This window comes from Serratia sp. 201 (assembly GCF_037027545.1).
Classification (GTDB): Bacteria; Pseudomonadota; Gammaproteobacteria; order Enterobacterales; family Enterobacteriaceae; genus Serratia; species Serratia bockelmannii.
On the sequence record NZ_JAXCHC010000001.1, the window covers coordinates 1,201,210 to 1,225,684 of the forward strand.

The window sequence follows — 24,475 nt, forward strand, 5'->3', positions numbered from 1 at the left end:
TAACATATTCAATATATTAAATGCATCGTCAACGTCGTTTCAGTGACGACATCCATTCGCCAATCAAACGATTATAGTCGTCATGGAAACGATAAGCGGTTGGAGAAACAGCATGAAAAATGGCATCACGCACTACCACCACGGGGTCATTTGGGAAGAGGAGAATGGCGTGTCCCAAGGCTATCGCGTCAAGGATACCCTCTACATCTCTGGGCAGTTTTCCCATGATATGCAGGGGGAGTTTGTCGGCGCGGGCGATATCGAACGGCAAACCCAACAGACGTTGGACAATCTGGATCGGGTATTGGCGGGATTCGGTGCCGAACGTTCGAACCTGGCGTATGTGGAGATCTACCTGACCGATGTACTGGCGCACTTTGAACCGTGCGTTGCGTTGTTCAAGCGCTATGTCGGCGATCACCGGCCCGCCGGTTCGCTGATCGGCGTCACCGGGTTGGCTTCGCCCGAGCAATTGGTGGAGATCAGTGCGATCGCGCACCTTAACTGATCGGGCCTGTGGGCGTTTTGCAGGCAGGTCGATGTGATTTTGAGCAAACGCGCGCCGAGTTCTCGGCGCGCGTTCGAGTTTTCGGGTTTTACCGTTGACCTGCCGGGCGGCTTCCGCTTTGATGAAAGCATGACTCACAGAGAGACGGAAAGCGCCATGGAACAATTACGAGGTTTGTACCCGCCGTTAGCGGCATACGACAGCGGTTGGCTGGACACTGGGGATGGCCACCGGATCTACTGGGAGCTGAGCGGTAACCCGAACGGTAAACCGGCGGTCTTCATTCACGGTGGACCGGGTGGCGGTATCTCCCCGCATCATCGTCAACTGTTCGATCCCGAACGCTACAAGGTGCTGCTGTTCGATCAGCGCGGTTGCGGCCGTTCCCGCCCGCACGCCAGCCTGGACAACAATACCACCTGGCACTTGGTGGCCGATATCGAGCGGTTGCGCGAAATGGCCGGCGTCGAGCAGTGGCTGGTGTTCGGCGGCTCCTGGGGGTCTACGCTGGCGCTCGCCTATGCGCAGACCCACCCGGAGCACGTCAGTGAAATGGTGCTGCGCGGCATCTTCACCCTGCGCAAGCAGGAGCTGCATTGGTATTACCAGGACGGCGCTTCGCGCTTCTTCCCGGACAAATGGGAGCGCGTGCTGTCCATCCTATCGGATGACGAGCGTCAAGACGTGATCGCCGCCTACCGGCAGCGGCTGACCTCGGCCGATCCGCAGGTGCAGCTTGAAGCGGCCAAGCTGTGGAGCGTGTGGGAAGGGGAGACGGTCACGCTGTTGCCGAGCCGTGAATCAGCTTCGTTTGGCGAGGATGATTTCGCGCTGGCGTTCGCCCGTATTGAAAACCACTACTTCACGCATCTGGGCTTCCTGGAGAGCGACGACCAGCTGCTGCGTAACGTGCCGCTGATCCGCCATATTCCGGCGGTGATTGTCCACGGCCGCTATGACATGGCCTGCCAGGTGCAGAACGCCTGGGATCTGGCCAAGGCCTGGCCGGAGGCGGAGCTGCATATCGTGGAAGGGGCGGGGCATTCGTATGATGAGCCGGGTATTTTGCACCAGCTGATGATCGCCACCGACCGGTTCGCCGGCAAGTGACGCAAAAACCCGCCGTAATGGCGGGTTTTGTTATTTGACCTTCGGCTCGTACGGCAGGCGCGAAAATCGGTGGGATTCCGCGCGGTAGTGCGCCACGCGCTCGCGAAAATAGTCGCGCAGCGGCTCCGGCTGCTCGCGCTCTACCACTTCCGGGATCACCGGCATGTTGTAGCGCTCTTTGTACGCCACGCCTGAGGCGGCGAGATCCACGTTCACCCTGTCCATCTCTTCTTTGGACAACTCGGCCAGATTGTAACCCACGCTATGCTCCTTACTTACTTTGCCGCATTGAATCTGCGCAGAAGGTAATCCACCCGGCGGCGCTTGGCAAGCCCGTTGCGCCGCCGTCGCGGGCGATATTTATCCAGCAGTAATGCAATCTATTTATTCTTTTAAATAAGAATGATTCGCTTTATGATTAAAATAAAAGATGAAAATAATTATCATGTTAATTCTCAATATATTGGTGATATTTTAATTTATTGATATTTATGGTTTTTATAATTAATGTGATTTGAGTGTAAATAAGGTGTTTTTATTTTTACGGCAGCAGGGCATAATGCGCGGAAATTAAATTCATGACCTGCAAAATAAAAGGAATCATTATGCTGACGCAAGAAATGACTCAAAAGCTGAATGAGCAACTGAATCTGGAGTTCTACTCCGCCAACCTGTACCTGCAGATGAGCGCATGGTGCAGCGATAAAGGCTTTGAAGGCGCCGCCGCATTTCTTAAAGAGCACTCTCAGGAAGAGATGCAGCATATGCAACGCCTGTTCGACTACCTGAGCGACACCGGTTCTCTACCGCTGCTGGGCAGCATCGCCGCGCCGCCGGTGGCGTTCGAATCGCTGGCGGACGTGTTCCAGCAGACCTACGAACACGAACAGCTGATCACCCGTCAGATCAACGAACTGGCGCACGCCGCCATGACCGCGCACGATTACTCCACCTTCAACTTCCTGCAGTGGTACGTGGCGGAGCAGCATGAAGAAGAGAAACTGTTCAAATCCGTGCTGGATAAGCTGGCGCTGGTGGGCACCAGCGGCAAAGGCTTGTTCTTCATCGACAAAGATCTGAAGAAAATGGGCGCGATGGGCCAGGGCGGCAACGGCCAGGCTTAATCTGCACCAGAACATCGAAAAACCGCGCGCGGGCGAGCCTAACGCGCGGTTTTTTTTACCCTGCGTTTATCGCGGTTATGCGGCGATACGTGCTGCCGGATCGCAAAATGCCAGTGATGCGCTCGACTTGCCGCAGCGTGGTCGTTATGATTTACCGCGATACGCTACAGGGATGGTAGAGTCAAAACAGCGGGTTAGCCGATATAACCCGTTTTTCTGTTTACCCGTGGCGCAATCACTTGCGGTGGGTTGGGGCCGCTGATACATCGCCTTGGCTGTGGCCTTAACCCTTATGACCCTCTTTTACTGTTAAGGGATACCACTGTGATCGGTAAAATTCGTTCCTCCTGTCGCCTGCTTTCCACCGTTTTCGTCCTGTTCGTTGGCCTATCTTCACAGCAAGCGCTGGCGCACGCCCACTTGAAAGTGGAAACGCCGAAGGCCGACGCCAGCGTCAGCCCGGCGCCGAAGGCGCTGACCCTCAGCTTCTCCGAAGGCATCGAGCCGAACTTCAGCGGCGTGAAAATCACCGGCCCGGATAACGCCGTGGTGAAAACCGGCAAGCTGCAGCTCGATCCGAACAATAACACCCAGGTCAACGTGCCGATCGACGGCGAGCTGAGCGCGGGCAAATACAACGTCAGCTGGCATGTGGTGTCGGTCGACGGGCATAAAACCAAAGGCCAGTACAGCTTCACCGTAAACTGATCGTGACTCTGGCGACCCTGTTCGTTCTGTGTCGCTTGGTGCACTTTGCGGCGGTGATGCTGATGTTCGGCATCAGTCTGTTCACCGCCTTATTGTCACCGCAGCGCCTCTCCCCGATCCTCTCCCGCGATGTGCGCCCGCTGCTGCTTGCCGGCACCTGGGCTGCCGGGCTTTCCGCCGTGGCGCTGCTGGCTATTCAGGCCGGGCAGATGGGCGACGGTTGGCAAGACGCCTGGCGGCTGGAGGTTTGGTGGGCGGTGCTCGGCACCACCTTCGGCGAAGTGTGGCGCTGGCATCTGGGCCTGTCGCTGCTGGCGATCCTGAGCCTGCTGCTGCCGGAGCGGCCGCGCGCGCAGGCGTTGGCGCTGTGTTCGGCGCTGCTGCTGGTGAGCCTGGCGTTTATCGGCCACGCGGCGATGCACGAAGGCACGTTGGGCGCGCTGCACCGCGCCAACCATGCGATACACCTGCTGGCCGCCGGTTACTGGTTCGGCAGCCTGGCGCCGCTGCTGGTTTGCCTGCGTTACCTGCAGCCGCCGCAGTGGCGCAGCGACGCCATCACCACGCTGATCCGTTTCTCGCGCTGGGGGCACCTGGCGGTGGCGGCGGTGATCGTCACCGGCATCGTCAACAGCCTGATCATTCTCGGTGGTTGGCCGCTTAACCTCAGCTCGCCTTATCAGCGCCTGCTGCTGATTAAAACCGCGCTGGTGGCGCTGATGGTGATGGTGGCGCTGGCCAATCGCTACGCTATCGTGCCGGCAATGAGCCGCGTGCCGGCGCTGGCGCAGCGCGGCGTGGTGCTGGCCTGCTGGCTCGAAGTCGGGCTGGGGATGGCGGTGCTGCTGCTGGTCAGTTTATTTGCAACCTATGCGCCGGTATGACATTTCAGCTTGCCGCAGGCCGGCAAGCTGCGGGAAAATCGACGCGAATAGCAACCTTAAGGCCAACACATGAAATCGGTATTACTCGGCATTACGCTGCTGGCAACCGCGACCGGCGCGCTGGCGGCAGACAAACTGGTGAACATCACTAAACTGGAGTACGGCAAACAGTGGGCGTTCACCAAGGAAGAGGTGACACTGCAGTGCCGCAGCGGCGGCGCGCTGTTCGTGCTCAACAACAGCACCTTGATGCAATACCCGCTCAACGATGCAGCGGAGCAGCAGGTGAAGAAGGGCCATCAGCGTGCGCAGCCGCTGGAGGTGCTCCTGCTGGACGACCCTGCCGAACCAGGGAAAAAAATGAGCCTGGCGCCGTTCATTGAACGCGCCGAGAAGCTGTGCGCTGACTAACCGCTTGTTTGCCAACGCCTTGCCCAACGTGCGCGGATTGATGCGCATTTGCCGCATAGTTATTTCGTCACGAAACTATCACGCGGCCGCCGGGCGGCTGGCAAAACTGGCGCGGTAGGCTACTCTTAAAGTGCACGGCTGAACAAGCCCTGCATTAAATGCCAACTTTTAGCGCACGGCTCTCTCCCAAGAGCCATTTCCCTAGACCGAATATAGGAATCGTATTCGGTCTTTTTTTGTGTGATTGATTTATAAGTCTTTTTTTGAAAAAATCGGAATTACTCGAAATTTACTCGAATTTTGATATTCGGTTTTTTACAGCATCACGTACTCCTTCCCCCTCGTTTTAAGCTATTTCAGCGTCTTCATTTCCGTTGTATGCCCCAGCAGCTTTTGGGCAAATGCCTTGTCGTTCTGCTTTTCGTACAGGCGGCCGGACAGGTTTCGGATCTCGTGGAACGTCGGCGGGCTTGCCTGAAATTCCAAACCTGATGCTTTCCGCGCGGCGATAAACTTTTTCGTTAGCCCGTTGGGATGGATTGAGTTACTCCTATGTTCCGATAGGTTGGTAATCTGCTGGTAGGTGGCTTATCATTGCGTCAATAACTAAAGGAAATGACATGTCTCAGCGCAATGATATTATTGACTTTTTTAGAGGTGTAGCGGTTATGCTCGTTACCGCCTTTCACCTTTTCCTATGGTCCGGTTCTTTAGGCCGACCGCTACCATTCGGCTTCGATGTGATGGGGCTTTTTGGTAACGGGTGGATCGGCGTTGGAATGTTTTTTGTAATTTCAGGCTATTGTATGGCTGGGTCAAGTGGAAAAGCATTTTCAAGTGGCTTTTCAGCAAAGAAGTATGGCATCTATTTTTTAAAAAGATACTTGCGGATAGCTATTCCATTTTACATATCAATCGCGGTTTGGTTTGTTCTAATTCGAGGTTTTGGCATTGCAACAAAACCTACAGGGGTCTTTGATGTAATATCCCATGCTTTATTTATTCACAATTTTTCAGAAAAGACATTTTTCTCAATTAGTGGGGTTTATTGGTCGCTCGCTGTTGAGATGCAGTTTTATTTAATTCTCCCTGCTCTGGTTGTTTTATTTACCACTGTTTTGGGAAGGGTTGTTTTGTTGGTCAGTGTGTTTGCTGTTAGTATTTTGATTAATGTTTACAGTGAGAATCAATTGTTAACATGGGGCATTCCATCTTACCTTTCACTTTTCGTTTTGGGGTGGCTTTGTGCCATATATCAAAACAGAATAGGTTCATTTATAAGAAAATTGAAAGCTCAATGGATATTGATCGCGTTATTTGTATTGCTTCTTTTCTACAAAGGGCATGGTTTTAATAACAAGATTAAACTATATGAAGTGTTGATTTCATCGGTTTTTGCATTATTAATGGCATCACTTATTAATCGGTTCTCAGGAAAGCGTGTGCCGCACGTTGTGCGCAGTGTAGCATTTGTAGGGAAGTGCTCGTTTTCTATTTATTTGTATAACTATATTTTCTGGGCGCTAGACAGAACCGACTTAACCCCGGTTAAGTTATTTATGGCTTTTGCTTTCGTGATAGGATTTGGCATCTTAATGTATCTAGCCGTTGAAAGGCAATCAGAGAAATTAAGAAAAAAAACCATAAGAAAGGCAGAGGTTAAATTTGTAGTGCAATAAATAATAACTTCAATGTAAGCCCTGGTAATTCAGGGCTTTCTTGTCCGCGCCCCAATTATAACAACCAGTTCATAATCTGAATTATTTCGGGGGGCCATCTATGTCATCTGAAGGATTGCCCGTGGATGGCGTCGTTGGCAAAAACATTGTGCTGGGAGCCCGCAGTACGCAACAAGCAACAGACGAAGCAAAGAGTAGCTAGTCTGCAGATAGCGCAGCTCAGTCGACTGATGCCGCGTTTAAGTTTAGTCGTGAGACGAAAGTAGTAGCAGTGGGAGTATCTGACGATGCAGATCGCGCTGAGGGGGGCAAAATTGCTAAGAACATCGCGGACGCAATACCTACTTTTGATCTCCTCTCTGATTTAGCACTACACTGATTTTGGGATAGGGTCAATGGTTATCGGGAACCCGCATTAGAACTAGTACAGCAATGGGGACGGTCAACTGTAACCACGGATGCACAGGAAACCTTAGCATCACATCACCAGGAAATAATTCTCGTAATGGTGTATTTGGGGACGAGCAAACTTCGGATAGACAGGCCATGCTAGTAATGGCGATGTGTTGCTAACACCACGATAAATGTGACGCTTGAAGTATTTTGAAGTTGACATTTGGTTATCTATCATTCAATTATTGAATCTCAAATTTAAGTTAAAAGGATATCTAACAATGACAAAAGGGTATGTGTCTTTTTTATCAATTATTCCATTTATGGTGGCTAATTATGCATGTGCATTTTCTACGGCAGATGTTGGCGACATTATTAATAAAGAGATAATTGCCGCCAATGGCAAGCAAATCACTATCAAAGTCAATGAACCGGGTGAGATTAAATCTACAATAAAGCTTGGTGTTGGGCAAGTAATTGAGTTTTCGCCAGGTGTGTGGACTTGCAGTGCGTCACCTTGCATTGTAATTGATAATGCATCCCAGGTTATCGGATCTGGAATCTATCGAACTCAGTTGAAATTAGCCTCGGCTTCTTCTGGGCCCATTATTCAAAGTGCTGACTATGAAAAACTATCAAGCCTGAGCGAAAAAAATGCATTGAAAATTGCATCACCATTAGATGGTGATAGAAAAAGCCTTCCAGGTGTTAAATACATAAAAATTAAAGACATTACTATTGATGGTGGTGATGGAAAAAAAGCCAGCGTTAATGGTGTTGAAATATATGGTTTATGGTTCTGGCTTGAAGATGTATCAATCGAGCGGTTCTCTGGAGATGCGTTAGTTACTCAATTTATTCCAAGCGGTTCTGTTCATCCAGATGAAAATGATGCAATGGAGTCTTACTTTACTCGAGTAAAATTAATTAGCAATAAAGGTAATGGATGGACGATGCGAGGACCGCATGATTCGATTGTTTCTGGGATGATTGCTGCTAACAATGGAGGGTGGGGGATTGATGTTCTGCATAAGGAGGGCTTTTATAGCGGCGGAGGTTTAATGCTTACTAATACCCATCTGTATGCTAACGGTAATGGCATGAGGACTGAGTCAGGGGCAAATATTCTTGCTTATGGGATTGAAAGTGAGGCCAATAAAGGTGTAGGTTTGCTGCTGCGTTCTAATGATTCTATCGTACAAGGAACATTTTATGCCAACAGAACTTATGGTGTTCAAATAGGTGATGATGAGTCTTATTCTGGTGTTAATAACCTCAATCTTCAACTCCATAACAATAAAATAGCACAACTCAAATGGGGGAATAACGCAGGCCATAATATGATAAATGCTGTTGTATTTCCTAATGACTCTAGCCAGAGGTACTTTGAGGGGAGCCCCTCAAATACTGACTATGTGGCAACGTCTGGGCCCAACGCTGTTCAGCAGTTCCCCGGTGGGATTTCGATGGATAGCGATCGGAACATGTATGGGATAAAAGAATCCATAAAATAACCTTCCCTCCTATTAATTTACTATTGATTTAATCATTCACCCCGGAGAAATCGGGGTTTTTTGTATTTTTATAGAGATGTGTTCATTCTTTTGTACATATAGGTATCGTATTCGGTGTTTGTTTGTGATTAATTTATAATTAAATTCCTCTTAATCCTCCAGCAACAATTCCCCGCTCCTCTTTCGAATCACAGCCTCCAACCCGATCTCCATCCCCACCCGCACATATCGCTAATTTAGCCGCACCAAAAGTCATTACGTCATCTATGGCGCTGATAAGCTCCGGTCATTGCACCCATCACCGGTTAAACGAGAGTTGCATTATGTGGAATATCAAGACATTAGGCGTTGTAAAAGGAAACCTACGTTGAACGATCGGTTGAGTCGGTTGAAGAGGGCGTTGCCCGGCTATCTCGAGGCGTGGCGTGAGGGGGCTTTACCCTCTGACTGGGGGCAGATGGTCAACCCCGAAGTGGTTGCCGCCCTGTTGGCGGAGTGGGAGGCGCTAAGCGAATTGGCGTCGCTGTTCGAAACCGCGACTGAAACCCCAACCGAGCCCGCCGCGTTTTGGCGGGCGCGTGCCGAGCAGATGGCGCAGCGCAATCGCGAACTCAGTGCCCAACTGGCGACGCCAGTCCGTTTGCCCGGCGCGCGGGTGGCATTCTTTGGCTATGTGAAAACGGCGGTGATGGACGCCAGGCAGGTGAGGGCGGCGATTCGTGATGCCGGTTTTCTCATTGATACCGATGATAAAAACGACAGCGTACCGTCATGACCTCTGTCCTGTAACGCATGAGTTTGGAGAATAAGCGCGAGCGAATAATGTCGCCCCTGTGATACGGAGCAAGGTTCAATTCATCCAGTCAATTTGTTAGGATCGTCTGACCTACATGACTATTGGTGCAGTACATTGAAAATCAAAGCGTTGTTATTTGTTGCGTTGGCCGCATTGGCCGGCTGCAGCCAGGAGGGAACCTCGATGAATCAGCCCGCAAATGAGAAAGGCGGCCAAACGGAAGTGTTGCTGGTGAACAGCGCGCTGGTGGACTGCGTGGGCGTCGGCCCGATGAAGTGCATGCAGGTGCGTCGCTCCGCGCAGCAGCCGTGGGAGTTGTTCTATACCGGCATCGAGGGTTTCACCTTCGAACCGGGTTATCAGTATCGGCTGAAAGTGCTTGTTACCCCGGTGGAGAACGTGCCGGCCGATGCCTCATCGCTGCGTTATACGCTGATTGAGCAGCTGGAAAAGAACAAGGCGTAATGGATCTACCTTGTCACCACCAAATGGTGTTTCATTTGGTGGTGACGACTTCAGGAAAGTTTGTCTTTTTTCTTTCTTCTGGAGGATTCGAAAGTGGCGAAGGCATGTGCAAGAGCAAACCCCAACGCACAGTAGCGTAGAGGCCAATTTTCTTTGGTCCATGTTTCAGAGTCAGCAATAAACATCGCGTTGCCGTTGGCAAAAAGGGTAAATTGCCAGCAAAGGATTAAAAAACATATCGTAACCAGAACGACATAACCCTTGGAACCCAGAGGCGGTCTGAAGCCGTATTTCACGGCCAGACAGGCCGCGGCAGCGAGAGTAGAAAGAATATAATATAAAGTTGGTTCCATCACTGTTCCTGGTGATTTTATCTTCCCTGATATTCGACCGAAAAACAGCCACACCATAACGCAACGCCAGAAGCATGATCAACTTTTGCTGATTTAAGAGGGAAGGCTTGAACGCGCTGAGGGTGCGAAGCGTGGCGCGTGGAGGCATCACGATGCGGAGTTGGGCAACCCTGATCCCTCGACTAAACTGGTCTGTTCACTGCGCTTGTTTTCGCACTTTCTTAAGTATATCGAGAAAATCAGGTATATTGTCCTTCGGTTTTTAGCTACCAAGAAAAAATTACTATGATTATCAAACCTAAAATTCGTGGTTTTATCTGCACCACCGCTCACCCGGCAGGCTGTGAAGCCAACGTCCGTGAGCAAATCGCCTACGTTAAGTCGCGCGGCGAACTGAAAAACGGGCCTAAAAAGGTGCTGGTCATTGGTGCATCCACCGGTTACGGTCTGGCCTCGCGCATCAATGCCGCTTTCGGCAGCGGTGCGGCCACCATCGGCGTATTTTTCGAGAAGCCTGGCAGCGAAGGCAAAACCGGTTCCGCCGGTTGGTACAACTCCGCCGGTTTCGACAAGGCAGCTAAAGAAGAAGGCCTGTACGCGAAAAGCATCAACGGCGACGCATTCTCCAACGAGTGCCGTCAAACCGTGATCGATCTGATCAAAAAAGACCTGGGTCAGGTTGACCTGGTGGTTTACTCGCTGGCTTCGCCGGTGCGTAAAATGCCGGAAACCGGCGAAGTGGTGCGTTCCGCACTGAAGCCGATCGGCGAGCCGTACAAATCCGTTGCGCTGGACACCAACAAAGACGTGCTGGTTGAAGCCGTGGTCGAGCCGGCCAACGAGCAAGAAATCGCCGACACCGTGAAGGTGATGGGCGGCCAGGACTGGCAGCTGTGGATGGACGCGCTGGACGAAGCGGGCGTGCTGGCGGATAACGCGCAGTCTGTCGCTTACTCCTACATTGGTACCGATCTGACCTGGCCAATCTACTGGCACGGTACGCTGGGCAAGGCGAAAGAAGATCTGGATCGCGCGGCGCAGGCCATCAACCAGAAGCTGCAGGCCAAAGGCGGCGCGGCTTACGTTGCGGTGCTCAAGTCGGTGGTAACTCAGGCCTCCTCCGCCATTCCGGTGATGCCGCTGTATATCTCCATCGTGTTCAAAATCATGAAGGAGCAGGGCATTCACGAAGGCTGCATCGAGCAGATCCAGCGTCTGTTCGCGACCAAGCTGTACAGCGGTGCGGCGCCGGACACCGACGAGAAACACCGTCTGCGCCTGGATGACTGGGAACTGCGCGATGCCGTGCAGGAAACCTGCCGTGAAATCTGGCAGCAGCTGAACGACAATAACATCAACGAACTGACCGATTACCAGGGCTACAAGGCGGAATTCCTGCGCCTGTTCGGCTTCGGTCTGCAGGGCGTTGATTACGATGCCGATCTGAGCGGCGAAGCCAACTTCGACGTGATCGAACTGGTCTAAGCGCGTTGAGCAGTCAAACAAGGTCGGGTTAGCCCGGCCTTTTTTATTGCCCGCGCATTGGCGCCCACCGCCTGACTCATCAGTCCACTTGATCATTGACAGCAATAAATTATCGTTTTACGATAATTTATTGCTGTTGATTAAGGGATAGAAAATTATGGGCGCTGCGCCAAGGATCCATCTGCCGCTGTACGTGCGTTGTCTGTGTTTGCTCATTATGGCGATGCTGATCGTCAGCACCGGCGTTGAGATGTTCATCATCGTGCGGGATTGGCTGCAGGGCGTAGCCTATCGCGATATCGTCGCCTCTTACCGGGAATATTACCCGGAGCTGCTTGCCTACGCGATCCCGCAGCAACGCTGGGCGCTGTTCGCCACGCTGCTTATCGACATGCTCGGTTATTTGCCCTATTACAGCGCGCTGCTGTGCGGCGCCGGGCTGTTTTATCAATTTTTCCGCGGCAACGTGTGGCATCGCAACAATATGGTGCTGTTGCAGATCATCGGCATCTTGCTGATCGTCGATGTGTTGTTCCCGTCGTTAGCCGGTCTGCTGCAGGTGATGGTATTGACCGCCGATGAAAAAATGCTGTTTATCCTTTATTATGGCGTCAATAGCGAGTCGGTGCGCTCGCTGATCGTAGGCTGCGCAATCCTGGTATTTAGCCGGGTATTTCTGGAAGCGTTGCGGCTGAATGAAGAACAGCTTTCTTTCGTGTGAGAATAGAGTGGCAATAATCGTAAGTCTTGATGTCATGTTGGCCAAAAGGAAGATGCGTTCAAAGGAGCTGGCGGAGCAGGTGGGGATCACTGAGCAAAACCTGTCTCTGTTGAAAAACGGCAAGGTCAAGGGAGTCAGGCTGGAAACGCTGGACAAGATCTGCCGCATTCTCGACTGCCAGCCTGGCGATCTGTTGGCCTGGCAGCCGGACGGCGAAGAGTAAGATCCCAGCGCACTCGGAAGTGCGCTGAACCTGCTGGCCCATTTCTGCGATTAGCGTTATCTTATTGAGCGATATTTGTTTTATTCAGGTTAATTAAAATAACGGGTGATTAACACTTGCGTATTCTTTTTGTCGCTGGCGATGGCATGCGGCGAACGTTATTAAACTAAATAAACTCATTTTTCATTTACCGTCACTACCAATGGCGTTATTTTAAGGGGAATAGTATGACATGGCGTAATTATCTTCTGGCATTGTGTCTGGTATTAAACGGATGCAGTGCCATTTACCCCACTGTTTCATCCTCATCCTCCTCCACTCACTGGGGGAATTGGGGAGCACCGCAGCCCGCAACGCGAGAACAAAAACAGCGTATTATCGCCGGTGAATCCGCCGCTTCCGTGCTGAATGAAGGCCGGGTCGGTATCGGCGGTACGCTGGACTGGTCGAAAATAGGGGGGCGCTAATCGCCACTCTTTATTCAGCGTGGCGCCAGACGTTATCTCAGAGATATTATGGAGCGGTTTATTATTAATTCGCTACTCTGTTTTTCCGATGCGTTATTTATCTTTAAACGATGAATCTCTGCTTGTTGAATTTATATCGACATACCTAGACATCATTACAGGAGTTTTCAATGGCAAAGCGTATTGTCGCCATGTTGATAATGTCGTTGTTGAGTCTGCAAGCAAATGCGGCCCGTTACGATCGGCAATGCGAGGGAGTTTCTCCCGTGCTGTTTCAGAAGAAATTGAAAGAGCTGGCGCATGGCCTGCGACAAGAGATGGCGGTGCCGACACCACCCACGGAGAACGAGGCTGAAACCTTGGCGCGTCTGGCGGAATGCGATGGCGAAAACGCGAAAACGCCGGCGACGGGAGGGCAACATGCGCCCGATCCCGCAGAGCCTCATATGTCTTCACTCAATGGCTGTTGAACGGTTCTCTGCGTCATTTTTCGTGGCGCGCCCCAGTCGGCTTATTCATGGAGCTTGTGTATTGAAAATACCCTCGTTAATCGCTGCGGCGCTGGCGCTGCTGGCCTCATTTTGCAGTCAGGCGTTCATCGATCGCCATTCCTCGCCCGGCGCCTCGACGGAAAGTCCCTCTGCGGCGGGATGCCCGGCGCGGCTGGATGGCTTGTTGCAGCATATTTGGTTGGCTGAACAGATTCAGGCGGAGCGCATGCAGCTGGCGCGGCTGCGTGCGGAGCGGGAAGCGTTGGAAATGTGGTTGCAAACACAGAAAACGGCGAGACGTTCTGCGCAGGGGCACCAGAGCGCCCGATCGGCCTGCGAACAGGGAGCCGATATTGTTCGCTGCCTGTCGCTGCGTCTGCGCCGGACGTCCCTGATGGGGCCGCATCGGCCGTTTGTCGGCGCATATTGCCGGGCCTGGCTGAATGGTCGGCCGCTGAATTGCTAAAGATGAGAACAGGGACTTGTCAGGAGTTTATCGATGAAAATGATAGTGTTGACCGGCGTGGCCTTGTGTTGCGCCAGCTTCGCGCAGGCGCGGGTGGATCTGGAATACCATGCGGCGGCGCCGAAGGACAGTAAGATCACCGAGGAATACCAGAAAAAGCGTGATGCATTGCGTCACAAGGTGTGGAATGTCGATAACCTGACGCTGGTCAACGAGCAGGCGATTGCACGGGAACAGCAGCGCGAGGCAGCAGAGGCCGCCGAGCGGCAGCAGCGGAACCTGGAACAGCAGGAGAAAAAGCAGCGTTGCCTGCGCAGACACTCGAAAGATCCTCACCCCGAGGCGAAGTGTTACATGCACAACTTCTAGCCTTTAACGTCCGGGCGCTTGCTGCGCCCGGCGTCGTTTAGGCCGGGCGGCAATGCTCTTTCAGCATGGCGATCGCATCCGGTTTCAACTGATACAGATAGACCGGTCGGCCAGTGGCGCCGTACAGAATACGGGTGCCGAGAATGCCGCTCTCCGCCAGATAGATGAGGTACTTGCGGCAGGACACCCGCGAAATGCCGATGGCGTTGGCCAGGTTGTCGGTGGAGAATTCGCTGTCGTGCTGCTGTTCGATCCACTCGCACACCGTGCTCAGGGTGATGCTGGTCAGCCCCTTCGGCAGTTTCTTGCTCTCCTGGCCGCCGGGCTGGCGGCGCAGCAGGCTGTCGACGTCGGCCTGCGAAAACTCGCGCTGCGCCAAGAGCTGAGACTGTTGCCGGTAGTGGCTCAGCGCCTCCTTGAAGCGGCTGAACTGGAACGGCTTGATCAGATAATCCACCACGCCGTAGTGCAGCGCTTTTTGCACCGTGTTCACGTCGCTGGCGGAGGAGATGATGATCACATCGGTTTTCTCGCCGAGTTCGCGCAGGCCGGGCAGCAGATCCAGCCCGTTCTCCTGCTGCATGTAGATATCCAGCAACACCAGATCGATGCTGACGCTGGCGTCGGCCAGCAGGGCGCGCGCCTGGCTCAGGGTGGCGACCGTCGCCTGGCAGTGAAAACCGCCGACCTGGCTCAGGTAGTATTTGTTCAGCTCCGCCACCATCGGGTCGTCGTCGACAATCAGTACGTTAATCATGGGTTCTGCTCTTGGCCTGATAGGGAAGGTGCACGAAAAATTGGGTCAGCTCACCCGGTTCGGATTCGAAATCGATGCTGCCGCCCAGTTTCTCCAGATGGCTGCGGATCAGCGCCAGGCCGATGCCGCGTCCCGTTCCCTTGGTGGAAAATCCGTGTTCGAAGATGCGCGCGCCGATCGCCGGATCGATGCCGGGGCCGTCGTCGCTGACGATACAGTGTAATTGATCGTCGTGGTGATGGAAGCTCAGGCCGATCTCGTGGCCCTCAACGCCGTCGATGGCGTCGATGGCGTTTTCGATCAGGTTGCCGAGCACGCTGATCAGCACATGGGTGGTCTCCGCATCGTCGGTTTCTGGCAGCAGGCTGGTTTCCTCGATGGTCAGTTCGATGCCGGCCTCATGGGCGCGGCTGATCTTGCCGATGAAGAAGCCCGCCACTTCCGGCGAATGGATCTTGCGCAGCAACGCGCCGATCTCTTCCTGGTAGTTGCTGGCGGTGTTGATGATGTAGTTTTCCAACTGCTGATAGGCCTTCATGTGCAGCATGCCGAGTATCACATGCAGCTTGTTCATAAATTCGTGCGACTGCACCCGCAGGGCGTCGGCGTAGTGTGCCATGCCGCTCAGGCGCTGCAGCAAGCGGCTGACCTCGGTTTTGTCGCGGAAGGTGGCGATGGCGCCGGTCACCTTGCCGTTGACGATCACCGGCACGGTATTGGTCAGCAGTTCGCTGCCGTTGAAGCTGATCTGCCGATCGCGCAGCGGTTCGCCGCTGGCCAGCACCTCCGCCAGATGCAGCTGCGCCGGCCAATGCTTGCTGGCGGCTTCCAGCAGCAGGTTTTCCACCGGCCCGCTCTGGCGCAGCAGGCGCTTGGCTTCGTCATTGACGATGGTGATGCGGGATTCATTATCGACCGCGATCACGCCTTCTTTAATCGACTGCAGCATGGCGTTGCGCTGTTCGAACAGGTTGGAGATTTCGTAAGGCTCGAAACCCAGCATGATGCGTTTGAGCGCGGAGACCAGGAAAAAGGTGCCCAGGCTGCCGACCAGCGCGGCGAAGGCGATGGTCCAATAGATGATCCAGCGGCTCTCCGCCACCACCCGCTGCACGGTGTCCAGCGCGATGCCGAGCGCCACCACGCCGATTTGTTTTTTCTGATCGTCATACACCGGCACGAACACCCGCAGCGCCGGGGCCAGCGTGCCGCGGTTGATGGCGCTGTTGACGTTACCTTGCAACGCGGGCGCCAGATCGTCGCCGATAAAATGCTTGCCGATCAGCCAGGGTTTAGGGTGCGAATAGCGGATGCCCTGCATATCCACCACCACCACGAACAGTAGCTCGTTTTGATGGCGCACCTGCTCGGCGAAGTGCTGAATGGCGCCGCTTTGATCGCGCCGCTGCAAGCCGTCGATCACGGTGTTGGAGAGCGCCAGCGTGTTGGCGACGGCGATGGCTTTTTGCTGCAGCTGATCTTGCCCCTCGCGGCTCATCTGCACGAAAAACAGCGCGAACACCACCAGCAGCACCGAAGCGATGATGGCGGACACCATCAGCGTGATGGAGGTGCTCAGCTTGAGCGGCACCCGTTGTTTTGGCATGGCGGTTCTCCGAATGGCGATATCACGGCGTATTCTAGCGAGGAATGAGGCAAGCTGCGGTTACCGGCAGCAGGTTATAGCATGCTGCCGGGGTGCGGAGGGGTTATTTTAGTTACAAAAGCGGGTCATTGCTGGTGGTAGAGCTCCAGCGCCTGTTGGCCGCTGGCACCTTGATGGATGATCGCCATCAGGGCGCGCACCACCTGCGACGGATTGCTGTGTTGGTAAACGTTGCGGCCATAGACCATGCCGGAAGCGCCCTGGGCCATCAGCGCGGCGGATTTTTCCAGCACCGGCCCCAGCTCCCCCTTGCCGCCGCCACGCACCAGCGTCGGGCAGCGCGCCGCTTCCACCACGCGGTGAAAATCCTCCACCCGATCGGTCGGATCGGCCTTGATGATGTCGGCACCCAGCTCGCGCGCCAGCCGCACCAGCGGCACGATCTTCTCCACGTCACCCAGCGATCCGTAGGCGGCGCCCTGGCCGGCTGGCGCCATTACCAGCGGTTCGATCATCAGCGGCATGGCGTAGCGATCGCAGGCGTGGCGCAGGCGGCCGATGTTCTCCACGCATTGGCGGAAAATGCCGGGTTCATCCGGGATCATATACAGATTGACCACCACCGCGGCGGCGTCCATTTGCAGCGCGGCGAGGATCGGCGCTTCCGGGTTGTGCAACACCGCCCACATCTCACGGTGGCGCGCGGCGTTATAGGCGTTGCCGACGTCGGTGCGCATCACCAGCGCCGGCTTTTCGCGCTGCGGCGCGCGCTGCAGCAGCTCCGCCTGGCCGTAGTTGACCTGAATGGCGTCGGGGCGCGCGGCGATCAGGTTGCCCATCACCCGTTCGATATCTTCCAAGCCGATTAAGAAATCCGGTTCGTTGGCGATGCCGTGATCGATCGCCACATCCAGGCACTTGCCGTTGTTGAACAGGCGGTTCATCCGCACCTTACTGCTGAGCTGCATGTCAGGTCCTCCTGAGATAGGGATATGTCCATTATTGCCGAGTAAGAATGGTCGGGAAACGCGGAAACCGCAAACTGCGTAGCCGCTCGCAGTTTTTGCCGGCGCACGAAAGGGGAACGCTCGCCGGTGGCTTTCATTTCATTTGTTAGATCCGTGTCATGTTTTTGTTAATAAGCCATTCCAAAATGCATGTTTCGCTTGTTTGGGTTAAAAAGTTTCAATAATCTAAATTATGAAATAAACATTTAAAAACGCGATAAAGACGCCGTTTGCTGTGCCAGGGGTTTATTTCAATTGATTGTTTTTAATCTATTTTGAGATATCGATCACCATTTTTTTCACGGCCTTAATACGGCGATAACGCGGTAATTTCGCCGTATCAAAGGGATAACACCGACCGTATTGTTGTTTGAATGTAAAAAATATTTTTCATTAGCTGTCAACCAACAGACCTCTTCATTCTAACGATTAAAGGGTAACGAACATGAAGCTGAAGAAACTGATCGCCGCCTCGGTACTGATGTGTATGCTGCCGGCCAGCGTGTTGGCGAAAGACATCAAGATCGGCGTTTCCATGGCTTACTTCGATGACAACTTCCTCACCATTCTGCGCCAGTCGATGCAAAGCAAAATGAAGGCCGACGGCAACGTCAGCGGCCAGTTCGAAGACGCCAAGGGCGACATTGCGCAGCAAATTCAACAAATCGAAAACTTCGTCAGCCAGGGCGTCGACGCCATCATCCTCAACCCAGTGGATACCCAGGGCGTCAAGCCGATGATCAAGCTGGCCGAGAAGGCCAAGATCCCGCTGGTGTTCGTCAACCGCAAGCCGGAAGTGGCGCTGCCGGCCGGCATGGCCTACGTCGGCTCCGATTCCAAGCTGGCCGGCAAGCTCCAGATGGAAGAGCTGGCCAAGCTGATGAACGGCAAGGGCAACGTGATGATCCTGATGGGCGAGCTGTCGAGCGAAGCCACGCGCGACCGCACTCGCGGCGTGGAAGAGGTGGCGGCCAACTACCCCGGTATCAAAATAGTCGACAAACAAACCGCTAAGTTCTTCCGTAAAGAGGCCGTGGACGTCACCACCGACTGGATTTTGTCCGGCCAGCAGATTGACGCCATCGCCTCCAACAACGACGAAATGGCCATCGGCGCTATTTTGGCGCTGAAGCAAGCCAAGAAATCCGGCGTGCTGGTGGCCGGCGTTGACGGCACGCCGGACGCGCTGGAGTTCATCAAGAAGGGCGATCTGGCGTTGAGCGTGTTCCAGGACGCCAAAGGCCAGGGCGAGGGCGCGGTGCAAACCGCCGTTCAGCTGGTGAAAGGCGAGAAAGTGGAGAGCAACGTGCTGATCCCTTACCAGCTGATCACCCAGGCCAATTACCAGCAATTCGCCGATAAAAACAAGAAATAAGCCTTGAAGCCCGCCGTGGGCGCCGGTGTGGGGCGATCGCGGCGGAAAACGTGGGTCAGTGCGGAGGTAAGCGGTATGTACCCTTATGTTCTTGAGGCCGAAGGCATCAGCAAGCAGTTCCCCGGCGTCAAAGCGCTGGATAAGGTCTCGATTAAAATCAAACCCGGCAGCGTGCACGCGCTGATGGGGGAAAACGGCGCGGGCAAATCGACGCTGATGAAATGCCTGATCGGCATCTACCACCCGGACGAAGGCTCGATCAAAATCAAAGGCCGGCCGGTCACCTTCAGCGATACGCTGCAGGCGCTGCATTCGGGCATTTCCATGATCCACCAGGAGCTGAACCTGGTGCCTGACATGACGGTCGCGGAAAACATCTGGTTGGGGCGCGAGCCGGCGCGGCTGGGGTTCGTCAACCACGAGCAGCTGAACGAACAAACCCGCGAGCTGCTGGCGCGGCTGAACATCAAACTGCGGCCGGAAACGCTGGTGGGCGAACTGAGCATCGCCAGCCAGCAGATGGTGGAGATCGCCAAGGCCGTATCCTACAACGCCGACGTGCTGATCATGGATGAGCCGACCTCGGCGCTGACCGAAGGTGAAGTGGTGCACCTGTTCGCCATCATTCGCGAGCTGCGCGAGCAGGGCAAGGGCATCATTTACATCAGCCACAAAATGGACGAAATCTTCGCCATCACCGACGAAGTGAGCATTTTCCGCGACGGCACCTTCATCGCCTGCGACAAAACCGAAAATCTGACCAAACAGTCGCTGATCACCATGATGGTGGGGCGCGAGCTGACGCAGATGTTCCCCAAATTCAACAACAACATCGGCGAGGAAGTGCTGCGGGTGGCCGGGTTGCGCCGCAGCGGCTGGTTCCACGACGTCTCGTTCAGCGTCAAACGCGGCGAGATCCTCGGCGTCGCCGGGCTGGTGGGCGCCGGGCGCAGCGAAGTGATGGAAAGCCTGTTCGGCATGCACCCGGCGGACGGCGGCGAGATCTTTATCGAAGGCCAGGCGGTGAAGGTGGATTCCCCGGCGAAGGCGATCGAGAGCGGGCTGGCGTTTCTCACCGAAGACCGCAAGAAATCCGGCCTGTTTCTGGTGCTGTCGGTGGTCGAGAACATGAGCATCGTCAACCTGTCGGAATACATCGGCAAGAACGGTTTCGTCAGCCATGTGCAGATGGCCAAAGACTGCATGGATCAGATCAAAAAGCTCAACATCAAAACGCCGACCATGGATCAGATCATCAATAACCTCAGCGGCGGCAACCAGCAGAAGGTGCTGATCGCGCGTTGGCTGCTGGCGCAGCCGAAAATCCTGATCCTCGACGAACCAACGCGCGGCATCGACGTGGGGGCGAAAGCGGAAATCTACCGCCTGATCAGCGAACTGGCCAACCGCGGCGTCGCCATCATTCTGGTCTCCTCCGAGCTGCCGGAGATCCTCGGCATGAGCGACCGGGTGATGGTGATGCACGGCGGCCGCATTACCGGCATTTTGGACAAAGACGACGCGGACCAGGAGAAGATCCTGGCGCTGGCCTCAGAATAACGAAGGGTGAACATCATGAGTAACGTAAAGATTGAGAAGCCGCTCTCCGCCGATTCAACGGGCAAGGGAGGGCTGTTCTCCGGGCTGAGCGGCAAAATGCCGAAGGACACCGGTATCTTCATCGTGATGATCGGCATCGCGCTGATCTTCGAAATCCTCGGCTGGTACATGCGCGATCAGTCGTTCCTGCTGAACCCGAACCGCCTGCTGCTGATCGTGCTGCAGGTGGCGATCATCGGCATCATCGCGGTGGGCGTCACCCAGGTGATCATCACCACCGGCATCGATCTCTCCTCCGGCTCGCTGATTGCGCTGACCGCGGTGGTGGCGGCCAGCCTGGCGCAGACCTCGGACAGCATCTCGCCGATGTACCCAGGGTTGCTCGATCTGCCGGCGGCGATCCCGATCGGCGCCGGGATTGGGGTGGGCATCGTCTGCGGCTTTATCAACGGCTTCCTGATCACCCGCACCGGCATTCCGCCATTCATCGCCACGCTGGGGATGATGGTATCGGCGCGCGGCCTGGCGCAGTACTACACCAAGGGGAACCCGGTCAGCTTCCTGTCGGACGGCTTCACGTCAATCGGCCAGGGCGCGATGCCGGTGATCATCTTCCTGGTGATTGCGGTGATCTTCCATATCGCGCTCAAACACACCCGCTACGGCAAATACATCTACGCCATCGGCGGCAACATGACCTCGGCGCGGGTCTCCGGCATCAACGTCAATAAGTACCTGGTGACGGTTTACACCATCGCCGGCGGCCTGGCGGGGTTGGCGGGCGTGGTGCTGGCGGCGCGCGTCAGCAGCGGCCAGTCGAGCATGGGGATGTCGTACGAGCTGGACGCCATCGCCGCGGCGGTGATCGGCGGCAGCAGCTTGATGGGCGGCGTCGGGCGCATTACCGGCACGCTGATCGGCGCGGTGATCCTCGGCCTTATCAAAAGCGGCTTCACCTTTATCGGCGTCGACTCTTACATTCAGGACATTATCAAAGGCGTGATTATCGTCGCCGCCGTGTCTATCGACATGCGGCGCAACCGCAAAAAACACTGATTGCCGTGAATTGCCGCCGGCGCCAAGGTGGGCCGGCGGCGTTTTTTTACCCGGGGGAACACATGATGAATTACCTGAAAGGGCTGTGGCTGGCGGTGGCGCTGTGTGCGTCCACTTCGGCATGGGCGCAAACCATCGGCGTATCGATGGCCTATTTTGACCAGAACTTCCTCACCATTATCCGCCAGGCGATCGACAAGGAGGCCAAGGCGCGCGGCATTACCGTACAGTTCGAAGACGCGCGCGGCGACGTCGGCCGCCAGACCGATCAGGTGCAGAGCTTTATCAGCGCCGGGGTGGACGCGATTATCGTCGATCCGGTCAACTCGGCCAGCACCCCGGTGATGACCAAAATGGTCCAGGCCGCCGGCGTGCCGCTGGTGTACGTGAACCGCACGCCGGGCGACGCCAAACTGCCGCAGGGCGTGGTGTTCGTCGGCTCCGACGAGCGGGAGTCCGGCACGCTGCAGATGGAAGAGCTGGCGCGGTTGGCTAACTATCAGGGCAACGTGGCGGTGATGATCGGCAACCTGACCGACGCCGGCGCGCTGCAGCGCACCAAAGACGTGGAGCAGGTGGTGGCCAAGTACCCGAAAATGAAGGTGGTGCAGAAGCAAAGCGCCAACTATTCACGCAGTGAAGGCATGGATCTGATGATGAACTGGCTGACCAACGGCGAAGCGATCGACATCGTCGCCGCTAACAACGACGAGATGGCGATTGGTGCGATCATGGCGCTGCAGCAGGCGGGCAAGGCGGATAAGAAAGTGCTGATCGGCGGCATCGACGCCACGCCGGACGGCCTCAAGGCGCTGGCCTCCGGCAAGATGCAGGTCACGGTGTTCCAGGACGCGGTCGGCCAGGGCAAGGCCTCGGTCGATGTGGCGCAGCGCATGATCAACGGTGAAAAACTCGAGCCGTATTACTGGATCCCGTTCGAGCTGGTGACGCCGGCCAATCAGGGGAAATATGCGGCCAGGCCGTAAGTTAACCGCCAGGTTCGCGTTGCCGGGGCGCTGCTTGCAGCGCCTTTCTTATTGGCGCCAGTTACATGTCCGCTTGCGGCCAGCGCGGCGCCGAATCTTGCCTCACACTGAGGATCTTTAAACAGCGAGAGGATGGGCGATGAACGCATTAAACGGCAAGGTGGCGGTGATCGGCGGCGCCAGTTCGGGGATCGGCAAAGCGGCGGCGCTGCTGTTTGCCCGGCAGGGCGCAGCGCTGGTGTTGGGCGCGCGGCGCGCGCCGCTGTTGGCCGAGCTGGTAGAGGACATTCGACGCGAGGGCGGCCGGGCGTTGGCGGTAGCCGGTGACGTGCGCGACGAAGCCTTCGCCGAACGGTTGACGGCGACGGCCGTCGATGAGTTCGGCGGGCTGGATATCGCCTTCAACAACGCCGGCACGTTGGGGCCGCTGGGGCCGTCGCTGGCGCACAGCGCGTTAGAATGGCGCGACGTGCTGGAAACCAATCTGTCCAGCGCTTACTACAGCGCCAAATATCAAATCCCCGCCATGCTGGCGCGCGGCGCAGGCTCGGTGATCTTCACCTCCACGTTCGTCGGCCACACCGCGGCGTTTCCCGGTACGGCGGCCTATGCGGCCAGCAAATCGGGGCTGATCGGCCTGACGCAGGCGCTGGCGGTGGAGTTCGGCGGGCGCGGCATTCGGGTGAACGCGCTGCTGCCGGGGGGCACCGACACGGCGATGGGGCGGCAGATGAGCAATACCCCGGAAGCGCTGGCGCAGGTGGCCGAACTGCACGCGCTGAAGCGGCTGGCGATGCCGGAGGAGATCGCGCAGGCGGCGCTGTATCTGGCGTCTGACGCCTCCTCATTCGTCACCGGCACCGCGATGCTGGTGGACGGCGGCGTTTCCATCCAGCGCGGCTGAGGTTGGCAGGGCCCGTGGCCGGGCGCCACGGGCCCTACGCGAGGCATTACCAGCCTTTGACGGCGTCGCCCTTGTAGATTTCGGTGGCGCTGGCCGCCACTTCATCGGTCTGATAGGCCTTGACCAGATCCTTCACTTTCTCGCTGTCTTTGTTGTCGATGCGGCTGGCGAAAATGTTGACGTACGGCGAGTTTTTGTCCTCGACAAACAGTCCGTCCTTGGCCGGCGACAGGCCAATCTGGCTGGAATAGTTGGTGTTGATGATCGCCAGCGTCACCTGTTGGTCGTCCAGCGCGCGCGGCAGCTGCGGCGCTTCAATCTCGACGATTTTCAGCTTTTTCGGGTTGCTGACGATGTCCAGCGCGGTCGGCAGCAGGCCGACGCCGTCTTTCAGAGTAATCAGCCCCTGTTTTTGCAACAGCAGCAGCGAGCGGCCCAGGTTGGTCGGATCGTTCGGCACCGCCACCTGCGCGCCGTCCGGCAGTTGGCTGAGTGCGGTTATCTTCTTCGAATAGCCGGCGATCGGGTAGACGAAGGTGTTGCCCACCGCCGCCAGCTTGTAGCCGCGCTCCTGCATCTGTTTGTCCAGATACGGCTTGTGCTGGAAGGCGTTGACGTCCAGATCGCCGTTGTTCAGCGCTTCGTTCGGCAGCACGTAGTCGTTGAAGGTCACCACCTCCACGTCCAGATCGTATTTCTGCTTGGCAACCTTTTGCACCACCGCCCACAGCGACTGATCGATACCGGCGCTGATGCCGACCTTGATATGGTGATCGTCCTGTGCCGTCGGGCCACAGGCGGTCAGCAGCAGCGTGCCGGCGGCGGCCAGCGCCAGGGTGAGATTTTTCAGCGTAAATGTCATTTTCCCAGGGTCCTTGTCAACATTGCCTGCTAATTTTGGCGGGCAGAATAGTGGCAGTGACTGTAGGTAATCGCTGGGCTAAAACAAAATACTGATTCACTATGACTCATAGCGATTAGCTATGAGCGGCCGCCGCCTGGCGCGGTGCGGATTGTTTTGACGGCGAATCGGCGGGCTTATTATGATAGCCGTTGG

28 protein-coding genes and 1 pseudogene are annotated in these 24,475 nt (G+C 55.6%); 22 read left to right on the plus strand and 7 right to left on the minus strand.

What is annotated here, in order from left to right:
* Positions 1–112 precede the first annotated feature (112 nt).
* Together WA302_RS06195 and pip are read left to right on the plus strand one after the other, a co-directional pair.
* Positions 113–508: a RidA family protein gene (locus WA302_RS06195; RefSeq protein WP_049203470.1), complete on the plus strand. Its 396-nt coding sequence runs from the start codon at positions 113–115 to the stop codon at positions 506–508.
* 156 nt (positions 509–664) lie between these two features.
* A complete protein-coding gene (gene pip, locus WA302_RS06200) occupies positions 665–1,618 on the plus strand; it encodes a prolyl aminopeptidase (protein WP_025302447.1) in 954 nt (317 codons plus the stop codon).
* A 30-nt stretch (positions 1,619–1,648) separates the two neighbouring features.
* Here pip and WA302_RS06205 read toward each other — a convergent pair whose 3' ends face one another.
* On the minus strand, positions 1,649–1,879 hold the full coding sequence (locus tag WA302_RS06205; RefSeq protein ID WP_043141621.1) for a DNA polymerase III subunit theta: 231 nt from the start codon (positions 1,877–1,879) through the stop codon (positions 1,649–1,651).
* A 344-nt stretch (positions 1,880–2,223) separates the two neighbouring features.
* Between WA302_RS06205 and ftnA the strand changes: the two genes are divergently transcribed.
* The 4 genes from ftnA (at position 2,224) to WA302_RS06225 (ending at position 4,745) form a co-directional block, all read left to right on the plus strand.
* Positions 2,224–2,742, plus strand: coding sequence for a non-heme ferritin (gene ftnA, locus WA302_RS06210; RefSeq protein ID WP_025302449.1), 519 nt, complete (start codon positions 2,224–2,226; stop codon positions 2,740–2,742).
* 324 nt (positions 2,743–3,066) lie between these two features.
* Positions 3,067–3,450 (plus strand): CopC domain-containing protein YobA, encoded by a 384-nt coding sequence (yobA, locus tag WA302_RS06215; protein WP_025302450.1) that lies wholly within the window; start codon positions 3,067–3,069, stop codon positions 3,448–3,450.
* A gap of 2 nt (positions 3,451–3,452) precedes the next feature.
* Positions 3,453–4,334, plus strand: a complete 882-nt coding sequence (gene copD, locus WA302_RS06220) for a copper homeostasis membrane protein CopD (RefSeq protein ID WP_049209425.1) — start codon at positions 3,453–3,455, stop codon at positions 4,332–4,334.
* Between the two features lie 69 nt (positions 4,335–4,403).
* A complete protein-coding gene (locus WA302_RS06225; RefSeq protein WP_025302452.1) occupies positions 4,404–4,745 on the plus strand; it encodes a YebY family protein in 342 nt (113 codons plus the stop codon).
* A gap of 351 nt (positions 4,746–5,096) precedes the next feature.
* On the opposite strand, the pseudogene WA302_RS06230 reads toward WA302_RS06225, so the two are convergent.
* Positions 5,097–5,288 (minus strand): annotated as a pseudogene (locus WA302_RS06230) (tyrosine-type recombinase/integrase); the annotation flags it as partial.
* A gap of 77 nt (positions 5,289–5,365) precedes the next feature.
* Here WA302_RS06230 and WA302_RS06235 point away from each other — a divergent pair.
* From WA302_RS06235 to WA302_RS06250, 4 genes are all read left to right on the plus strand, one after another.
* Entirely contained in the window at positions 5,366–6,424 is a 1,059-nt protein-coding gene (locus tag WA302_RS06235) for an acyltransferase family protein (RefSeq protein ID WP_261456299.1), read from the plus strand.
* Between the two features lie 674 nt (positions 6,425–7,098).
* Complete coding sequence (locus WA302_RS06240) at positions 7,099–8,331, plus strand: hypothetical protein (protein WP_164067610.1); 1,233 nt, start codon at positions 7,099–7,101, stop codon at positions 8,329–8,331.
* 367 nt (positions 8,332–8,698) lie between these two features.
* Positions 8,699–9,106, plus strand: a complete 408-nt coding sequence (locus tag WA302_RS06245; protein WP_151428426.1) for a hypothetical protein — start codon at positions 8,699–8,701, stop codon at positions 9,104–9,106.
* Positions 9,107–9,241: 135 nt separating this feature from the next.
* The gene (locus WA302_RS06250) at positions 9,242–9,592 is read left to right on the plus strand and encodes a DUF4377 domain-containing protein (RefSeq protein ID WP_025302454.1); all 351 of its coding nucleotides are present in this window, start codon (positions 9,242–9,244) and stop codon (positions 9,590–9,592) included.
* A gap of 50 nt (positions 9,593–9,642) precedes the next feature.
* Here WA302_RS06250 and WA302_RS06255 read toward each other — a convergent pair whose 3' ends face one another.
* Positions 9,643–9,945, minus strand: coding sequence for a hypothetical protein (locus tag WA302_RS06255; protein ID WP_016928136.1), 303 nt, complete (start codon positions 9,943–9,945; stop codon positions 9,643–9,645).
* Positions 9,946–10,230: 285 nt separating this feature from the next.
* Here WA302_RS06255 and fabV point away from each other — a divergent pair, with 285 nt between their 5' ends.
* The 7 genes from fabV (at position 10,231) to WA302_RS06290 (ending at position 14,167) form a co-directional block, all read left to right on the plus strand.
* On the plus strand, positions 10,231–11,430 hold the full coding sequence (gene fabV / locus WA302_RS06260; RefSeq protein WP_025302456.1) for an enoyl-ACP reductase FabV: 1,200 nt from the start codon (positions 10,231–10,233) through the stop codon (positions 11,428–11,430).
* A gap of 157 nt (positions 11,431–11,587) precedes the next feature.
* Positions 11,588–12,151: a DUF2975 domain-containing protein gene (locus WA302_RS06265; protein WP_025302458.1), complete on the plus strand. Its 564-nt coding sequence runs from the start codon at positions 11,588–11,590 to the stop codon at positions 12,149–12,151.
* Between the two features lie 7 nt (positions 12,152–12,158).
* Positions 12,159–12,374: a helix-turn-helix domain-containing protein gene (locus tag WA302_RS06270; RefSeq protein WP_025302459.1), complete on the plus strand. Its 216-nt coding sequence runs from the start codon at positions 12,159–12,161 to the stop codon at positions 12,372–12,374.
* A 227-nt stretch (positions 12,375–12,601) separates the two neighbouring features.
* Entirely contained in the window at positions 12,602–12,841 is a 240-nt protein-coding gene (locus WA302_RS06275; RefSeq protein ID WP_197770032.1) for a hypothetical protein, read from the plus strand.
* A gap of 170 nt (positions 12,842–13,011) precedes the next feature.
* Positions 13,012–13,311, plus strand: coding sequence for a hypothetical protein (locus tag WA302_RS06280; RefSeq protein ID WP_049204177.1), 300 nt, complete (start codon positions 13,012–13,014; stop codon positions 13,309–13,311).
* Between the two features lie 61 nt (positions 13,312–13,372).
* Positions 13,373–13,798 carry a hypothetical protein gene (locus tag WA302_RS06285; RefSeq protein ID WP_049204176.1) on the plus strand — a complete coding sequence of 142 codons (426 nt, stop codon included), beginning with the start codon at positions 13,373–13,375 and terminating at the stop codon, positions 13,796–13,798.
* 33 nt (positions 13,799–13,831) lie between these two features.
* Entirely contained in the window at positions 13,832–14,167 is a 336-nt protein-coding gene (locus WA302_RS06290; protein WP_025302462.1) for a hypothetical protein, read from the plus strand.
* Between the two features lie 37 nt (positions 14,168–14,204).
* On the opposite strand, the gene dcuR is transcribed toward WA302_RS06290, so the two are convergent.
* The 3 genes from dcuR to WA302_RS06305 all read right to left on the minus strand — a co-directional run bounded on the left by dcuR (position 14,205) and on the right by WA302_RS06305 (position 17,498).
* A complete protein-coding gene (gene dcuR, locus WA302_RS06295) occupies positions 14,205–14,924 on the minus strand; it encodes a two-component system response regulator DcuR (RefSeq protein ID WP_004940959.1) in 720 nt (239 codons plus the stop codon).
* Complete coding sequence (locus WA302_RS06300) at positions 14,917–16,530, minus strand: sensor histidine kinase (protein WP_261456300.1); 1,614 nt, start codon at positions 16,528–16,530, stop codon at positions 14,917–14,919. Before WA302_RS06300 ends, dcuR begins: the two co-directional genes overlap by 8 nt.
* A gap of 125 nt (positions 16,531–16,655) precedes the next feature.
* Entirely contained in the window at positions 16,656–17,498 is an 843-nt protein-coding gene (locus WA302_RS06305) for a class I fructose-bisphosphate aldolase (RefSeq protein ID WP_049209431.1), read from the minus strand.
* Positions 17,499–17,982: 484 nt separating this feature from the next.
* On the opposite strand from WA302_RS06305, the gene WA302_RS06310 reads away from it, so the two are divergent.
* The 5 genes from WA302_RS06310 to WA302_RS06330 all read left to right on the plus strand — a co-directional run bounded on the left by WA302_RS06310 (position 17,983) and on the right by WA302_RS06330 (position 23,418).
* Positions 17,983–18,912, plus strand: a complete 930-nt coding sequence (locus WA302_RS06310; protein WP_025302465.1) for a sugar ABC transporter substrate-binding protein — start codon at positions 17,983–17,985, stop codon at positions 18,910–18,912.
* Between the two features lie 75 nt (positions 18,913–18,987).
* Positions 18,988–20,472 carry a sugar ABC transporter ATP-binding protein gene (locus WA302_RS06315; RefSeq protein ID WP_167324232.1) on the plus strand — a complete coding sequence of 495 codons (1,485 nt, stop codon included), beginning with the start codon at positions 18,988–18,990 and terminating at the stop codon, positions 20,470–20,472.
* A gap of 15 nt (positions 20,473–20,487) precedes the next feature.
* A complete protein-coding gene (locus tag WA302_RS06320; protein ID WP_049204184.1) occupies positions 20,488–21,528 on the plus strand; it encodes an ABC transporter permease in 1,041 nt (346 codons plus the stop codon).
* Positions 21,529–21,593: 65 nt separating this feature from the next.
* Positions 21,594–22,514, plus strand: coding sequence for a sugar ABC transporter substrate-binding protein (locus WA302_RS06325; RefSeq protein ID WP_043141597.1), 921 nt, complete (start codon positions 21,594–21,596; stop codon positions 22,512–22,514).
* 139 nt (positions 22,515–22,653) lie between these two features.
* A complete protein-coding gene (locus WA302_RS06330) occupies positions 22,654–23,418 on the plus strand; it encodes an SDR family oxidoreductase (protein ID WP_261456301.1) in 765 nt (254 codons plus the stop codon).
* Positions 23,419–23,464: 46 nt separating this feature from the next.
* Here the strand turns inward: WA302_RS06330 and metQ are convergent, their stop codons facing one another.
* On the minus strand, positions 23,465–24,280 hold the full coding sequence (metQ, locus tag WA302_RS06335; protein ID WP_043141591.1) for a methionine ABC transporter substrate-binding lipoprotein MetQ: 816 nt from the start codon (positions 24,278–24,280) through the stop codon (positions 23,465–23,467).
* Positions 24,281–24,475: the final 195 nt, after the last annotated feature.

Coding starts and splice junctions, on each gene's coding strand:
- WA302_RS06315 (WP_167324232.1), top strand. CDS start 18,988: ATGTACCCTTATGTTCTTGAGGCCGAAGGCATCAGCAAGCAGTTCCCC.
- ftnA (WP_025302449.1), top strand. CDS start 2,224: ATGCTGACGCAAGAAATGACTCAAAAGCTGAATGAGCAACTGAATCTG.
- WA302_RS06265 (WP_025302458.1), top strand. CDS start 11,588: ATGGGCGCTGCGCCAAGGATCCATCTGCCGCTGTACGTGCGTTGTCTG.
- WA302_RS06310 (WP_025302465.1), top strand. CDS start 17,983: ATGAAGCTGAAGAAACTGATCGCCGCCTCGGTACTGATGTGTATGCTG.
- WA302_RS06305 (WP_049209431.1), bottom strand. CDS start 17,498: ATGCAGCTCAGCAGTAAGGTGCGGATGAACCGCCTGTTCAACAACGGC.
- WA302_RS06225 (WP_025302452.1), top strand. CDS start 4,404: ATGAAATCGGTATTACTCGGCATTACGCTGCTGGCAACCGCGACCGGC.
- pip (WP_025302447.1), top strand. CDS start 665: ATGGAACAATTACGAGGTTTGTACCCGCCGTTAGCGGCATACGACAGC.
- dcuR (WP_004940959.1), bottom strand. CDS start 14,924: ATGATTAACGTACTGATTGTCGACGACGACCCGATGGTGGCGGAGCTG.
- WA302_RS06280 (WP_049204177.1), top strand. CDS start 13,012: ATGGCAAAGCGTATTGTCGCCATGTTGATAATGTCGTTGTTGAGTCTG.
- WA302_RS06275 (WP_197770032.1), top strand. CDS start 12,602: ATGACATGGCGTAATTATCTTCTGGCATTGTGTCTGGTATTAAACGGA.
- WA302_RS06290 (WP_025302462.1), top strand. CDS start 13,832: ATGAAAATGATAGTGTTGACCGGCGTGGCCTTGTGTTGCGCCAGCTTC.
- WA302_RS06300 (WP_261456300.1), bottom strand. CDS start 16,530: ATGCCAAAACAACGGGTGCCGCTCAAGCTGAGCACCTCCATCACGCTG.
- fabV (WP_025302456.1), top strand. CDS start 10,231: ATGATTATCAAACCTAAAATTCGTGGTTTTATCTGCACCACCGCTCAC.
- metQ (WP_043141591.1), bottom strand. CDS start 24,280: ATGACATTTACGCTGAAAAATCTCACCCTGGCGCTGGCCGCCGCCGGC.
- WA302_RS06240 (WP_164067610.1), top strand. CDS start 7,099: ATGACAAAAGGGTATGTGTCTTTTTTATCAATTATTCCATTTATGGTG.
- WA302_RS06325 (WP_043141597.1), top strand. CDS start 21,594: ATGAATTACCTGAAAGGGCTGTGGCTGGCGGTGGCGCTGTGTGCGTCC.
- WA302_RS06330 (WP_261456301.1), top strand. CDS start 22,654: ATGAACGCATTAAACGGCAAGGTGGCGGTGATCGGCGGCGCCAGTTCG.
- WA302_RS06320 (WP_049204184.1), top strand. CDS start 20,488: ATGAGTAACGTAAAGATTGAGAAGCCGCTCTCCGCCGATTCAACGGGC.
- WA302_RS06195 (WP_049203470.1), top strand. CDS start 113: ATGAAAAATGGCATCACGCACTACCACCACGGGGTCATTTGGGAAGAG.
- WA302_RS06255 (WP_016928136.1), bottom strand. CDS start 9,945: ATGGAACCAACTTTATATTATATTCTTTCTACTCTCGCTGCCGCGGCC.
- WA302_RS06235 (WP_261456299.1), top strand. CDS start 5,366: ATGTCTCAGCGCAATGATATTATTGACTTTTTTAGAGGTGTAGCGGTT.